This is a genomic window from Methanogenium sp. MK-MG, assembly GCF_009914725.1.
Classification (GTDB): domain Archaea; phylum Halobacteriota; class Methanomicrobia; order Methanomicrobiales; family Methanomicrobiaceae; genus Methanogenium.
The window spans coordinates 1-13505 of sequence record NZ_JAAAWJ010000008.1 but is presented as its reverse complement, the minus strand read 5'-3'; the positions used below and the strand labels follow the sequence as shown (position 1 = coordinate 13505).

Genomic DNA, 13505 nt, shown 5'->3' with positions numbered 1-13505 from the left:
TGGATGATCCCCATTCACCACTACCACCACATTGACAAAAACCTGAAGACAATGGGCAGACGACGCCCGGAAAAAATAAAAATACGGCCCTGTTGAATTTCTCAAAGATGACAACGAAAACAACCGATTGACCCCCCCTTCGTAAGATTATGGAGACAAAGTCTGATCTTGATCTCTTTGATCTGATACCAATATTTTCATGCCTTCAGCACCTCTCCCAATCTTCTTTTGATTACTGAGAATGCTGTTTCGAATTTGTTTCTTTCAGGATAGCGCCCACCATCAAGGTTGGAATACATCCCCTGCCCATATTTTCCGGAGCGCATCATCCCTTCCCATTTCCTGATAGGTACAACTGAATTTACACCAATTTCCTCTCTGGTTTGGCGATGGGACCCTCTGCAGAATCACATCATCTATCCATAAAACATAGCACCCCATTCTTCCGGACCTATGAGTATGTCTGAGCAAAGTGTTTCAGAAAGATCCTGAAAGAATAAGATCACCTTGTTTGCGTTTATCTACTGCAATTGACGTTTTCAAGGACACTGTTTGAATCCCTCAACCTAACAACGAACATGACTGACAGAAACTGCCGTCATGAGGTTATGGAGGCAAAGTTTGATCATGATCTCCCCCTGACCTGACACCAATATTTTCTTGCCTCCACCTTCCCCCTAAATCTTTTTTGAGGACTGATAATGCTGTTTCGACGCCATTTCTTTCATGACAGCGATTATCATCGAAGTTGGAATACCTCCCTGCCGGTATTTTCCGGAATGAATCTTACTTTCCCATGTTCTGACGGGCATCACCGAATGAGCGCCAGTTTCTCCCCTGATCTGGCGATGAAGTATCTCGATCATATCATTTATCCAATAACACATAGCACCCGGCCCTTCTGGTCCTTTGAGTCTGCCTGAGCAGTGTTTCAGCGTCCACACTGCCCATCGCATGGGTCACCTGTTTACCATATGTCCACTGCAATCGACGTTTTTTAGAAAGTTATTTCACATCTTTACCGTCCGCCAGGAGTAAAATAATGACTAACATAAGAACGGGCGAACCCCAAGGGATCAATGGCTGTGGGCAGAACAATCCCTCCCTGAGAATAAAAAAGTTTAAGGGATTTGTTCAGGATTCTCGCGAAAAAAACAGAGAGAATGTGGGCCATAGCGTTGTGGACCGTTGAGTAATAGGGAACCCAACTCAGCTGAAGTGAGACCCACCAGATTGTAATAATCTGTAGCGAGGGTTTCACAAATTTGCAGGAATAAAGCGGCAAATGGGATGGATGTAGCACATTGGAGAGGACAGAATAGATTAGTTTGATATAGAGATCATTCCCTCCAGGTATGATCGTTCAATGACAGGGTTTCAACAAAGCCAGAAGATCACGTAGCATATCAGGCAGCAATTATTCATTAAACACTCAATCGGAGTGTTCCATCACAGAAATTGCGAATCCAGACACTATTTTGTTCGTTCCCTTCCACCCCAAGCAATTCCCAGCACAGCATGGGCCACCCAGCCGAAACGGCAGAGACATAAATCCCAATTATGGCAGAATCCAGGGTAAATTCACATAATATTGGCAAATATTCCTGAAATTTTGACTTCAGCACGATTAGACATGAACGCCAATAAACCATATGATGCTATATGTAAACGATGCCCGATTGTATTGCATTCTGCCAAAAATATCCACCAGTGCAACAATGAAGAATTTACATTGCCCCTCAAGACCTGCCCACAACTTTAGTCGTGGGAATATGTCAGCACTTGAGAGAAAAAACACGGAGAGAAGCATCCCTTCATGATTCAAAAAATTCCACAAAACCATTCTTCCATACACAAACCGGAAGAATTCCCAGGTCAGCAGTTCAGACCCAGATGATTACCAAACGCAAAGGGTGAATTACAAAAATAAACAATTCAAAAAATATTCAGAGAGACTGGCAGAACATTCAGGCCCGCCCACCTCCTGCCGGAACCCTATGTTGCTATATATCTCAGCAAAAAACCGGAACGATCCCATAAGGTTGATGAATGGGACACCCCCATATTAATTGATGGCTGCTGAAGGGAATTTCTCGAAAAAAGAAGATGGGCAGAATGAACCTTCTGAACCAAAGGAAGGAATGCTCCGGGAAGAACAGCATGAACCGGCTGTATTAACCGATAATAACAAGGCAATCATCGCAGAAAAATCAGACAATCAAAATACCGGAAACGAAATTACAAAGGGAGAACAGGAAGAAATCACTGAAATCACTGAAACCACCCCTCCTGAAGCCATAAATACTTCTTCAAAAATACTGAATAATTCCACAGCACCACCGTCAGATAAATCATATTCACAGATACAGGAGGAAGTGCAGGCCATTCTCGGCTTTAACCCTGAATTGCCTGCCCTGATGCCGGGACGAACGCCTCTTTCTCCTGAAGATGAAGAACGGATTAACAAATACCGTAAGTTTCAGAAAGTGGATGGCGCAGCCTACCGGAGAGTAAACCAGTTTCTCCGAAAACATACCTATATAACTGCACGCGAATGGGCCATTGCCCGCCTGTGTGCTGATTTTTCCACACGAGGCGGTGCAGAGATGACATTTATCGGGGAGAATCTCCCGGATCTGGTCCCCTTCATGACAGACACCTATTCGCCGCAGGCAGTCAATCAGGCACGCAGTTCATTCAAACGAAAAGTCCGTAAATCAGGGGCCACATTTTTTTATGGAGCTCTCTGTGGTTTCTTTACCGCAGATGAACTCGATGACATCCTCTTTGAATCCTCAGAAGTGGCCCGCTTTCTTCTGGAAGTCGAAGGTACGTCCATTGACTTAGATGATGAAATCGATATTGAGGACCGCATCACCGAGGTCATGCGTGAGGTTGCAGAAGCGGCATCCATGATCAGAAATCGTGAAACGGCAGCGACTGACAAAGAGACAGAGAAAAAAGAAGACACACAAACAGACGGAGAACACATATGAGAATTATACATGTAGTCGGCAGGTCAAACAGCGGGAAGACCACCTTTATTCATTCCCTCATCCCCCTGCTCAGGGAACAGGGGAAGACAGCAGTGATAAAACACCTTCATTCACACCATTTTGAACAGACTCCCGGCAAAGACACCACAACCCACTATGAACACGGGGCAGACATTGTCATCGGCACAGATCCGGAAAAAGCAATGGCTGCTATACGTAACGGGTCACTGCATGATATGCTGAACCTCCTCTCGGATCAGGGAGTGGAATTCACCGTCATTGAAGGCCATAAAGCAGAATCATTTCAAAAGGTGGTTATCGGTGACCTGGAAATTGAGAATTGCGTTCTCAGAAATCCAAAGCCCGAAGATGTCCTCACTCATATCAGCGAATTTTCCGAAGTATGCACCCTTCAGGGTCTGGTGCAGGAACTGAAACGTGACTGCATGTCAGATGACACCGGATGTGTTGCCGCATTTAACGGAATTGTCCGGAAGGTTACCGGCACTGAGATAACAGAAACAATGGACTTTACAGACACTGCGACCATCCATACACTCTCTGAAGATATACGCAAGGGTATGGAACAAATTCCCGGCGTCCTGGGTGTGCGCTTTCACCACCGGACAGGTGTCATTCCCGCAGGTGATGACCTCACGTATATTGCCGTTATCGCCCGTCACCGCCAGGAAGCCTTTGCAGCACTGATGCAGGGAATCGACAGAATGAAACATGAATTACATGATGCAGGAAAAACACTGGAGGGAGAATATCATGGAAACGCCTGAAAAGCAACTGTTCGGTACAAACGGAGTCCGGGGTATCATCGGTGAAGAGATGAACCCTGAACTGGTGATGAAGATAGGAATGGCACTTGGGACCATGAGAAAAGGGCGTATCGGAGTGGGACGCGATACCCGCACATCCGGCCCGGCACTGTCCCGTGCAGTAATAGCAGGGCTGCTTGCAACCGGGTGCGATGTCGTTGACCTCGGTGTGCTCCCCACCCCCGCTGTCCAGTATCTGGTGCGCGAACACTTTGATGCCGGCGCTGTCATCACTGCATCCCATAACCCACCGGAATATAACGGTGTGAAAATAATCGAAGGCGACGGTACTGAGATGGACGATACCCAGACCATCCGCCTTGAAGAACATCTCTTTGCAGAAGAGTTCACCCTCGCAGGATGGGAAGCGATGGGCACCCTCTCTGCTGCTCCGGAAATGATATATGAGTATATCAATGCGGTCGCAGGATACTGGAAAGATATCAATGCTGACGGGATGACCATTGTCGCCGACCCGGGCTCGGGCCCGGCCTGTGAGAGCACCCCACAGGTGCTCACAAAGATGGGATGCCATGTGGTCACCATCAACGGCATGATGGACGGGACATTTCCGGGCAGAATGCCGGAACCGTCACCGGAAGGCCTGCAGCCCCTGGCAGAACTTGTACGCCAGACAGGTGCAGCCTTCGGTGTCGCCCATGACGGTGATGCAGACCGTGCGGTCTTTGTCGATGAAACCGGACAATACCTGGAGGAGAATGAAGAGTTTGCACTTATTGAACGGTTCATCTGTTCAGACACACCCGGCATTGTCGTAACACCGGTCAGTACATCATTCCTTGCAGAACGTATTGCAGAAGAGACCGGTTCCCTTGTTGACTACACGCGGGTCGGAAGCATCTATGTCGCACGGCGGATGCTTGCCCTGGCAGAAGAAGGAAAGACCGTTGTCTTTGGCGGGGAAGGAAACGGCGGCCTCATTCTTCCGGGTCACCAGCACTGCCGTGACGGCGCGATGACTGCCGCAACGATGGTGGCACTCCTGAAATCGAGTGGAAAAAAGCTCAGTGAACTCAGAGAGACGCTTCCGCCCCATGCAATGCTGAAAGATAAAATTCACACAGAGTCACCACAGACACTCCTGATAAAAGCAGAAAAAGCCTTTTCTGGCGATGCCCTCGATCTGACGGATGGTGTCAGAATTAACCGGCAGGGGATGTGGGCACTTCTCCGGCCTTCAGGCACAGAACCCTTTATGCGCCTCTATGTTGAGGCAGAGACAGAAAAGGAAGCTGAAGCGTTCAGGGATGAAATTACCACCATCATCTCACCCTAAATTCTGCCCTCACTGTTCATTTACGATTTTTGAGTGATCCTTCAGCTTCCCTCACCGCCCGGATAAATGCACGGATTTTGGTATGATCTTTAATGCCGGGTGACACTTCAACGCCGGTTGCCACATCCACACCATCCGGACGGACGGTTTTCACTGCCTCACCAACATTTTCCGGTGTCAGACCTCCCGCGAGATAGACCGGAACCTTCGCCACTTTTCTCACTGAAACCGAATATGCAGGATTGTAATGTTTTCCCTTCCCCATACTCGCATCGACTATCACCCCGTCACAATCATCCGCTACAGGCATACCGGGTGATATGACCCGGACAACACGAATCGAATGGGGCACCATCGAGCGGGGAAACGGACAACTCATCTGTATTTCATCAGGGCAGAGTGCACAGACGGCCTGAAGTTCATCCGGGTCAGTCGTATGGGTGACACAGGCACATACCGTGTCGGAACCCACTGCTGAAAATATTTCCCGTACTCTGGTATCCGGCAGGTTGCGCCGCGATTCGGGTGAACAGGAGATCACACCAATCGCATCTGCACCAGCCGCAACTGCAGCTACCGCATCCTCTTTTGTGGTGATACCACAGATCTTTATTCTCATATTTATTTTTCGACAATTGCCTTTGCAATCCCAAGAGTTCTCTCCGCTGTTTCGACAACATCCACTGCCGCATCCTCTTTGTATGTTGAATTATAATCTGCGGCCTCCCTGACTCTCATTGCATATGAAAACCCGTCTGTCACTTCAGTGTCTATTAAACCCTTATCAAGAAGAAGGGCTTCTGCCGCAGAACGAAGGCAGGAATGAGTTTTTTCCCGGTATCCTTCTTTAAACACAAGAGCTCGTAACGAGTGAAACTGTGAATAATACCCCTGTACAATCGCCCACTTGAAATTCTCTCTCTCAAGAGAATCCCTTGCAGATTCAAGATCGTTTTCTGCTTCTGAAATCTCCTTTGATACAAGAGCCGGATCTTTTCTGATCTGTGCAATCTTTCCATTTTCAATGCATCTTTCAAACCGCGATCTCATCTTCATCCCTCCTGAAAAGAGTCTTCCCCTGCATCACTCTCTCATAAAATGGTTTATCACTTCCCCTCAGCTCCCTGAATTCATCCGGAGACATGATAATTGCAGAGAGTTTTCTGCCCCCTATGAATTCAGAAGAGTTGACAGCCAGAGATGCCACGTCCTTCTCATCCGTCTCTATTAACAGATCAATATCACTTTTGGCGGTATCATCCCCCCTTGCACAGCTGCCAAAGAGAATCACCCTTCCAGCCGATTTTTCAAGCTCCTTTAACAGTTCCCGGCACTCAAGAAGGGTGATAACAATCTTCATCTCACGCAGAACAGGACTCTCCATATTTGCCCTGTAGGTAACAATTCTGCCCCTGACCCTTCTGATTAACATACCTGACTGTTCGAGTTTCTTTAAGGTCTCGCTGACCGGGCCGAGAGAAAGACCCAGCTCCTTTGCAATCTCTCTGACATAGAAGGACTCGTTGTATCTTCTTCCAAGATGCCGGATGATTATGAATGATTTTTCCGAACATATGTTCGCAATAGAGAACATTTGTTCGTATATACGAACAGTAAATATAAGAAATTATGGCTCTGTGTCTTCCGTTTCTCAACCATTGAATTCAGATTATTCTTCTGGGTGACGAGCACATTGGATCTGCTGTTTGCTCTTTCTCCTGCAGCTGCGGTGTACGACACTCTTCATTTGGGACAAAATCCCGGCATCTGGTTAAGGAACACTTAAATAACCCCAAAAAGGGCCTGCACCCCGGAAAAACGCGTCCACACAGAAGCCCGGAGCGGGCCGATCACAACCGGAGACAACCTGTAGACCCTCCCAAAATATCTACCAATAGCGACCGCTTAATAGTCTGCAACCAACCGTCATTTTAGCAAATAAAAGGCATTACAGCCGTATTTCCCCGCCATCAAAAAAGAGCAGAAAAAACGTCCATTCTGCCCATATTTTCCCAAAAACAGGTGGTCAAAGGGGTAGACAAAGGGTGACAAAAAACAGGGTGGAGGCAGTAGCCCCCGTTTCCGATATTCATCCGACCGGTTTGCACACTTACACACGTGTTCTTCCATTTATTTCCGTGCGTATATTGGGAATAATCCCCAGGACGGGCTGAACCTGACAATTGCAGCGCAGACATTCTCCAGAGTATGATTGTACACCACAGTTAATCAAATCGATATCCAAAACCGGATCAATAACCTATGAATCGGCCGTTTCGCTGATCTGAATTCTGATTATTTCCGCCATCTTTAGTTAAAACATATTCAAGGTTTATCTGTTCAACTTTTGAAATTTCCTTCTCCAGACGGTCCATTTCATACATCTTCTTCTGATGATAGATGACCACTTCGTCAACATCACGTCTGTTTACCCATATATTGTCCTCCAGATTCCTTTTATAGTGGTTAAAATAATTTGCATCATATCGTTTCAGATCAAGAAACTCATCCCGGATTTCCTCAACCTGATATCTATAGTCAATAAATGAGTCATGAATTTGTGATTCTAGACTAATGCCATATTCATTAAGAAGTGCTTCCATTAATCCTTCATAAGTATAATCCCCATAATTCATGGTGAAATTACATACAGAATCGTTGCAATACCTCGATTTACCAGCGACTATAACGTCAGCCAGTGTCAAGAGCAGTTTCACATTCCCGGATGAAGCAGATCCAATGCCAGAATGACCATTATTTTTTCTGAATATGACCGTCTGTGGAAGTTTTATCGTTTTCTTGGAGAATGAATATTTTTCCGGATCAAGCCTCTTTATTCTATCCTCAATGTCATCGAAACTTTTCCCGCCAGATATTGTCAATTCGATGATGATGCGCCGGACTGCAGTTTTCTGTTCAGGATGATCCCACAACAGATGCTCCAGTATGAGAAGCATAGAGCGGTTCACTTTGTCATAACCCTGGGTTGCCGCAGCCACTTTTAACACATTCACGATCTTTTTCCAGCGGCGGTCTGAAATATAGATCTGCGTCCCATCACCCCCGACCTTTGTCCTCAACTCACGTCGAATTGCCATGAGTATATCCATGACATCGTCATAAAAACCGACATTCTTTGCTTTTTCCCTGATTTCAAGAATTTCATTGACCGATAAATTCACGGGCGGCAGAAAGACTTCAGAGTTTTCAAAGATCAGCTTCCAGAGGTTTTCCTCAAAGGTAATGGGTTTTACCTCATATCTGAAGAGAAATCGGTCATAGAGAGTCTCAATATTTTCATCTTTCTCAGGAAGCTCGTTTGAGGCACCGAAAATTGATAAAAGGGGTGTATCAACAACTTCAGGGCCATCGTGGAACTTTCGATCGTTGAGTATGGTTAAAAGACCATTCAGTATCGAACTGTTCGCCTTGAAAATTTCATCAAGATATCCGATATGGGACGTTGGCAGGCATCCTTCCATCTTTCTTCTGAATTCATCCCCCTCAAGCGCTTTCAGCGACAACGGCCCAAAGAGTTCTTCAGATGTTGTAAAGTGCGTCAGAAAGTAATAAAAAAATTCGGCATCACCGATGCTGCTGCATATGTTTTGTGCCAGGTATGTCTTTGCCGTCCCCGGCGGACCGAGAAAGAGCAGGTTTTCATTGGCAAGAATCGCCAGAAATGCACCCTTAATTTCATCTTCACGCTCAACAAAATGCCCCTGATATGCTTCGATTAATGATTCTAACTTTTTCTTCATTAAATCACCTCTTTCTGACCTGACACATTCGACCTTTTATCCCGTACACAGACAACGTTCTGACGGGAAACCGGACCCGGCAACTTCCCCAAAAAGGCATTCAGGCATCCCTGGTCTGGCATTGTTTGCGGAAATCATAAAAGCAAAACTTTTTGTTTGATAAAATGATCCAGTAATAAATACCACGGCATGTAATGGCCGACATTAAAGATAAGTTTATCCAACAAAAGGAGATCCATTGATTCAAAAAATACCATGTTTAAACACTGATTGTGAACTACACCCGAGCTAAAGATTCAGGTGCTTCCCGCTTCATTCTCCGAACGAATGTGTTCACGATCAAAGCAGGCAGGAAGCCCACGACTTCAGTCGTGGGTAGTTGACTCCCCCCGCCTCATCTCATTATAGATAGACACCACCGAGAGGCTGATCAGGTTCAGGGTGGTGGCGGCATACCAGAGGTAGCCTTCAACGGTGGAAAGCTCCGTTATCCATCCGGACCAGAGCATGAAGCAGATGATTACAAATGAGAGGAAGGTGTCAAACGCAAGAAAGACAAGCGGTCGTCCTGTGATACTGCCTGCCTGTGCAATCGTGCAGTAGTCAAAGGGTGCGGGCCGCCCGATGAGGTCGAGAACGCTCCTCCCGACGTTCATCACAAGGTCGGCGGCCGCCCACCCAATAACGAGCCAGCCGAACCAGACGAGGGCAGGCAGTATACCCGTCCCGATGCGCACAGCAGTGATGCCGAAGAGGAGTTTAAAGATGCAGAACGGGATGCCGATGGTGAAACTCAAAAAGACGGGCCGGATAAAGAACCGCTGGATGCGGTCGGCCTCCTCACTACAGCGATCTATCTTTGGGGCGTCGGCGGGTCTCTTCATTCCTACAGCACTTTTTGACGCGATAGCACATAACATGGCATTCCCTGCCGTGATGCGGATTCATGCCATGCTTACCTGATTTCTGGTGCTTATTCCATTCTCAGGCTTTGTTCTTTTCCGCAACAATCACGCAGAAGTCATTCTCAGTCTCTGCCGAGCGGATATCAAATCCGACGTCCCGGAGGAGCATCCTGACCTCTCCTGAAGAGTGGAATTTGCCCTGCGAGAGAAAACGGTGCTCCACGTCACCGTGCAGGTACGCCTGTATAACCGTCCCTCCGCGTTCGAGAAAACCGGCGACGAGGACACCGCCGGGAACGAGCACCCGGTATGCCTCCGCAAAGGCCCGGGCCATGTCGTCAAAGAAGCAGATGACGGTCACCATCAGGACTGACGAACACGACCCGTCTTTTAAAGGAAGCCACTCCCCCACACCACGGATTACCTCAACCCCCCGCTGGCGGGCCATCCGACCGAGGGAAACGGACGGTTCAATCCCAAGAGGGATCCCCAGCGGTACGGCAAACCGCCCGGACCCAACTCCAACCTCGACCGTCCGGGCGTCCGGGGCGGGAAGGCCCTGCCTGATACGCTCACATTCGGCACGGTACACCTTTCGGTGCTCCACATACCAGTTATCATACGCAGCGGCATGGCGTTCAAAGACTTCCTGCGGCACCATGAATCCCCCAAAATTTACCCAGAAAATGATTACTTGGTTCTCGTAATCAGGTAATCTCATATTACTGTTACAATTATTTAATTTATGCCTATGAAAACAAACGCTTACATCCCCCTGGCTAAAGACCAGATGGTTTTACGCCCTATAAACAGACCAGTTTTTTGTCGGTAACGTCTGTTTGATGCCAAAAGAGATGCAATATCCCGGTAAGGAAGAATTTTCATGAAAACATTCAGCGCAACACTCACCGGATTTATTGAAGTGGACACCGACCAGCAGTGTGATGCAGAAATTCTGATGGAAGCCATCCTCAGGGATGTCAGGTCAGCACTTGCAGAACGCGGCAGCATTAAAGACTCCTCGATTTCTGTTTTGTCAATTGAGGAAGTGCCGGATAAACAACTCTGATTCTGACATTCAACTTTTTGTCCCCGGAGAAGGGATAAGACAGACACTGGAGAACAGGTTTCCGGGAGACTCACACCGTAGTGCGGAATATCTCCCATCACATAAGCCATGAATTGAGAGTTTTGGCAGAACAGCCTGGTTACTTCACACCAATAACATCCCTGATCTTCTGCTGCGTTTCAGAACCCCTCGTGCAGTAAAAGGAATACGCAAGCCCCATCTCTCGCGACAGGGGACAGGTGGAACAGAGACATTCAACCTCTTCTTCGATACAGGCACTCGCCCCCAGTGTGCAGAAGGCGAATGCTTCGTTTTCTTCCGTCTTACCCCCACACGCCTCAAACGTCGGGCAGAGATCACAGATACACTGCTCCTTTCGCTTCTCCACCACCATCTCCCGTTCTTCAGGCGTCAGGTTCAGTGAACGCAGCATCATTTCAAAATAATCGCTCGGCATACCAACATCAACAGGAAACACAATGGCATTTGTTGTATAAAAATGTAGCCGTCCCGCGCCACTCCCACAGGGACGTTGGGCGATCTTAAAACGGATCGGAAAAAGGAATTGAGAACCGGAAAAAAACAGGAAATTGAAGATCAGTTGAAACTTATTACTTTAAAGAGAGCAAATGCTTTGAAAAAATCTTCAACAACAATTTCCAGACGTATCCTCAAATTCAAATACAATACTCATCCATTCCTCACCGGCAATCTGTAGTGCAAGCATGGACCCGGCAAAAAGAACCAGAACCGCAAACGCAATTCCAATCCTTTTTGTATATCTGCCTGAACCGGTCATCCTCTTTTTACAGCATGATACCGGCCGTCAATACTCTCGACAAACAGAATTTTTTTGCCGTCAACCGGGCATGGCTTCGCTGATTTTCCTTCAGCAATAATGATTCTGCCGTCTTTGACCATATGTCCGTCAATAGTGTAGACAGCATCAATGCCTGCCTCAAGCAGGGTCTCGACATCAGCAGGGCCCGACATGTCCCTGACTGTGCCGCAAAGCAGGTATCTGCCGTCGTTACCTCCTTTTTGCAAGACCAAGGCCGGCCATGGTACCAATCACACCATCTTTGGTACCGCCAAGACCTTCAAGCCGGATTCCAAGAGTTGCTGCAAGCGTTCGTGCCTTTTCCTGATTCAGAACGATTCTCTGTGCATCCCTGCCATACGCAATAAGGGGAGGCAGAATCTCATCCGCACAGGCAACAGCAATTCCGGGATCACTCCCTTCTACAAAATCGCTAAGCATGCACTCCTTTGCAGTTTCAAAGATCCACTCCTTGTCAGCCCTCTCTTGTGCCTCAATATGAATCACCGCACAGCTGTTGTGCGAGGTAAATGGGATATCCTCATGCACAAAGAGCTGATGACGTGAGATGCCGTCAACAGGAAATTCCTTTGAAATCTCTGCTCCTGTAGCCCTCGCAAGTTTCCCTGTGCCGCGTGAATCCAGACTATCCGTGTCGTCCATTGCAAGATATATTTTCATTTATTTGTCTCCTGTTTCTATTTATCATCAGAGCGCGGGTTGCCAGCAGTCAATATTTAAATGGCATCACCGGTCAGCGTTGCACCGGCTAAAAACACACGCATAATTTGCACCTGAATGTTAAATCCGGGATAACAGGCTGGGACAGAACTAAATCTGTCTCGCCAGAACGACAATTTATTGACCAAAATAGACTTGATTAGTGCCATTTAGTTAATCAAAGGGATAAAAATTGGCTTATTGTCGACATCAAATAGGGTTGTGTCCCAACCTGATAAATCAAATGTGTTTTTTTCGTAGAATCCAGCCAGAGTTAATTAAAAATGATGTACCATCATTTTTTCAGATTATTTTGAATCAGTAATTTTACGTTTCTCGGGCAACACATAAATCCATTCACTTTTCGATTTAAGATCAGCATAGCAGGTTAAATGTACCCAATTGACACAAGGAAATATCACGGACCGCCACGCATAATAATTTCATAAGGATTTAACATCATATGCTATCCCTGAGTATAATGTCTGATAAATACGAAAGAGATGTTCGTGCAGAAGAATTCAACAATACGATACATCCCGCCAATAATTTTGATATCAGCAGAAATGCGGATGTATCCATATATTCAGATAAACCTGCCCTTCTTGAATCAGAGATTAAAAAAGTAATTGTCGGACAGGAGAATGTAATAAGACAGTTATTTATTGCCTTTGCAGCAGGGGAGTATGTGCTGTTGGAGGGACACCGAGACCTGTGGTGACATTCAAACGTATGACGCCATGGACATACTGCATGCCGCCGAATCGCTCTTTTTTCAGGGGCTACAAAAAGGAAGCCGTCAGTATGGCAGTACGGGCCCTCAGAATGAATATTTCTTCAGAACACTTCTCCGAAAAGGAGATCTCAGACAGGGAATGCAGAGAGTACCTTCTCGATAATGCAGATCAAAAGAACACAGAGCAGACCATCAGAATACTGACATCAACAGAACAGCAGCGTTTTTCAGAGGAAAATATCACCGAAGAACAATTCAAAAAACTGATTGGAGAGATTATAGTTAAGAACCATACTTTTGTTAATTGATTTCCCCATTAACAAACTTCATTATCCATCGGTTTGCATAGCCCAAACTTGATGCAAACACTAAGA

Annotated in this window: 15 protein-coding genes and 2 pseudogenes; 6 read left to right on the top strand and 11 right to left on the bottom strand. The window is 46.7% G+C overall.

Translation table 11 applies throughout. From position 1 onward, the window contains the following. Positions 1-566: 566 nt before the first annotated feature. Positions 567-1357 (bottom strand): annotated as a pseudogene (locus tag MKMG_RS02245) (IS5/IS1182 family transposase). A gap of 715 nt (positions 1358-2072) precedes the next feature. On the opposite strand from MKMG_RS02245, the gene MKMG_RS11500 reads away from it, so the two are divergent. From MKMG_RS11500 to glmM, 3 genes are read left to right on the top strand one after another with little or no spacing between them, the layout of a single operon-like run. Then, positions 2073-2996, top strand: a complete 924-nt coding sequence (locus MKMG_RS11500; protein WP_254059056.1) for a DUF5806 family protein — start codon at positions 2073-2075, stop codon at positions 2994-2996. Next, positions 2993-3784: a molybdopterin-guanine dinucleotide biosynthesis protein B gene (mobB, locus tag MKMG_RS02235; protein WP_165075024.1), complete on the top strand. Its 792-nt coding sequence runs from the start codon at positions 2993-2995 to the stop codon at positions 3782-3784. The genes MKMG_RS11500 and mobB overlap by 4 nt, the downstream gene beginning before the upstream one ends. Further along, positions 3771-5120 (top strand): phosphoglucosamine mutase, encoded by a 1350-nt coding sequence (glmM, locus tag MKMG_RS02230; RefSeq protein WP_165075022.1) that lies wholly within the window; start codon positions 3771-3773, stop codon positions 5118-5120. The genes mobB and glmM overlap by 14 nt, the downstream gene beginning before the upstream one ends. A 16-nt stretch (positions 5121-5136) precedes the next feature. Here the strand turns inward: glmM and MKMG_RS02225 are convergent, their stop codons facing one another. The 7 genes and pseudogenes from MKMG_RS02225 to MKMG_RS02200 all read right to left on the bottom strand — a co-directional run bounded on the left by MKMG_RS02225 (position 5137) and on the right by MKMG_RS02200 (position 10447). After that, entirely contained in the window at positions 5137-5739 is a 603-nt protein-coding gene (locus MKMG_RS02225; RefSeq protein ID WP_165075020.1) for a phosphoribosylanthranilate isomerase, read from the bottom strand. 2 nt (positions 5740-5741) lie between these two features. Then, positions 5742-6170: a HEPN domain-containing protein gene (locus tag MKMG_RS02220; protein WP_165075018.1), complete on the bottom strand. Its 429-nt coding sequence runs from the start codon at positions 6168-6170 to the stop codon at positions 5742-5744. After that, on the bottom strand, positions 6154-6480 hold the full coding sequence (locus MKMG_RS11495) for a nucleotidyltransferase domain-containing protein (RefSeq protein ID WP_254059055.1): 327 nt from the start codon (positions 6478-6480) through the stop codon (positions 6154-6156). Before MKMG_RS11495 ends, MKMG_RS02220 begins: the two co-directional genes overlap by 17 nt. Before the next feature lie 51 nt (positions 6481-6531). Further along, positions 6532-6714: pseudogene (locus tag MKMG_RS11735) on the bottom strand (winged helix-turn-helix transcriptional regulator); the annotation flags it as partial. 658 nt (positions 6715-7372) lie between these two features. Then, positions 7373-8881, bottom strand: coding sequence for an AAA family ATPase (locus tag MKMG_RS02210; RefSeq protein ID WP_165075014.1), 1509 nt, complete (start codon positions 8879-8881; stop codon positions 7373-7375). A gap of 365 nt (positions 8882-9246) precedes the next feature. Continuing rightward, positions 9247-9765 (bottom strand): hypothetical protein, encoded by a 519-nt coding sequence (locus MKMG_RS02205; protein WP_165075012.1) that lies wholly within the window; start codon positions 9763-9765, stop codon positions 9247-9249. Between the two features lie 100 nt (positions 9766-9865). Further along, on the bottom strand, positions 9866-10447 hold the full coding sequence (locus tag MKMG_RS02200) for a class I SAM-dependent methyltransferase (protein WP_254059054.1): 582 nt from the start codon (positions 10445-10447) through the stop codon (positions 9866-9868). Positions 10448-10669: 222 nt separating this feature from the next. On the opposite strand from MKMG_RS02200, the gene MKMG_RS02195 reads away from it, so the two are divergent. Next, on the top strand, positions 10670-10855 hold the full coding sequence (locus MKMG_RS02195; RefSeq protein ID WP_165075010.1) for a hypothetical protein: 186 nt from the start codon (positions 10670-10672) through the stop codon (positions 10853-10855). Positions 10856-10994: 139 nt separating this feature from the next. Here MKMG_RS02195 and MKMG_RS02190 read toward each other — a convergent pair whose 3' ends face one another. The 3 genes from MKMG_RS02190 to MKMG_RS02185 all read right to left on the bottom strand — a co-directional run bounded on the left by MKMG_RS02190 (position 10995) and on the right by MKMG_RS02185 (position 12356). Further along, positions 10995-11312, bottom strand: a complete 318-nt coding sequence (locus MKMG_RS02190) for a DUF2769 domain-containing protein (protein ID WP_165075008.1) — start codon at positions 11310-11312, stop codon at positions 10995-10997. A gap of 338 nt (positions 11313-11650) precedes the next feature. After that, entirely contained in the window at positions 11651-11848 is a 198-nt protein-coding gene (locus MKMG_RS11730; RefSeq protein WP_371415191.1) for a hypothetical protein, read from the bottom strand. A 37-nt stretch (positions 11849-11885) separates the two neighbouring features. Continuing rightward, positions 11886-12356, bottom strand: coding sequence for a hypothetical protein (locus tag MKMG_RS02185; RefSeq protein WP_371415190.1), 471 nt, complete (start codon positions 12354-12356; stop codon positions 11886-11888). A 520-nt stretch (positions 12357-12876) separates the two neighbouring features. On the opposite strand from MKMG_RS02185, the gene MKMG_RS11410 reads away from it, so the two are divergent. Both MKMG_RS11410 and MKMG_RS02175 read left to right on the top strand, forming a co-directional pair. Beyond that, a complete protein-coding gene (locus MKMG_RS11410; protein ID WP_216842861.1) occupies positions 12877-13116 on the top strand; it encodes a hypothetical protein in 240 nt (79 codons plus the stop codon). An 11-nt stretch (positions 13117-13127) separates the two neighbouring features. Further along, positions 13128-13439: a hypothetical protein gene (locus MKMG_RS02175; protein WP_165075006.1), complete on the top strand. Its 312-nt coding sequence runs from the start codon at positions 13128-13130 to the stop codon at positions 13437-13439. Positions 13440-13505 lie beyond the last annotated feature (66 nt).

Excerpts from the sequence above, each read along its gene's own strand:
- MKMG_RS02175 (WP_165075006.1), top strand. The coding sequence starts at position 13,128 with ATGACGCCATGGACATACTGCATGCCGCCGAATCGCTCTTTTTTCAGG.
- MKMG_RS11410 (WP_216842861.1), top strand. The coding sequence starts at position 12,877 with ATGTCTGATAAATACGAAAGAGATGTTCGTGCAGAAGAATTCAACAAT.
- mobB (WP_165075024.1), top strand. The coding sequence starts at position 2,993 with ATGAGAATTATACATGTAGTCGGCAGGTCAAACAGCGGGAAGACCACC.
- MKMG_RS02205 (WP_165075012.1), bottom strand. The coding sequence starts at position 9,765 with ATGAAGAGACCCGCCGACGCCCCAAAGATAGATCGCTGTAGTGAGGAG.
- MKMG_RS02200 (WP_254059054.1), bottom strand. The coding sequence starts at position 10,447 with ATGGTGCCGCAGGAAGTCTTTGAACGCCATGCCGCTGCGTATGATAAC.
- MKMG_RS02220 (WP_165075018.1), bottom strand. The coding sequence starts at position 6,170 with ATGAGATCGCGGTTTGAAAGATGCATTGAAAATGGAAAGATTGCACAG.
- MKMG_RS11730 (WP_371415191.1), bottom strand. The coding sequence starts at position 11,848 with ATGTCGGGCCCTGCTGATGTCGAGACCCTGCTTGAGGCAGGCATTGAT.
- MKMG_RS11500 (WP_254059056.1), top strand. The coding sequence starts at position 2,073 with ATGGCTGCTGAAGGGAATTTCTCGAAAAAAGAAGATGGGCAGAATGAA.
- MKMG_RS02225 (WP_165075020.1), bottom strand. The coding sequence starts at position 5,739 with ATGAGAATAAAGATCTGTGGTATCACCACAAAAGAGGATGCGGTAGCT.
- MKMG_RS02190 (WP_165075008.1), bottom strand. The coding sequence starts at position 11,312 with ATGCCGAGCGATTATTTTGAAATGATGCTGCGTTCACTGAACCTGACG.
- MKMG_RS02195 (WP_165075010.1), top strand. The coding sequence starts at position 10,670 with ATGAAAACATTCAGCGCAACACTCACCGGATTTATTGAAGTGGACACC.
- glmM (WP_165075022.1), top strand. The coding sequence starts at position 3,771 with ATGGAAACGCCTGAAAAGCAACTGTTCGGTACAAACGGAGTCCGGGGT.
- MKMG_RS02210 (WP_165075014.1), bottom strand. The coding sequence starts at position 8,881 with ATGAAGAAAAAGTTAGAATCATTAATCGAAGCATATCAGGGGCATTTT.
- MKMG_RS11495 (WP_254059055.1), bottom strand. The coding sequence starts at position 6,480 with ATGAAGATTGTTATCACCCTTCTTGAGTGCCGGGAACTGTTAAAGGAG.
- MKMG_RS02185 (WP_371415190.1), bottom strand. The coding sequence starts at position 12,356 with ATGAAAATATATCTTGCAATGGACGACACGGATAGTCTGGATTCACGC.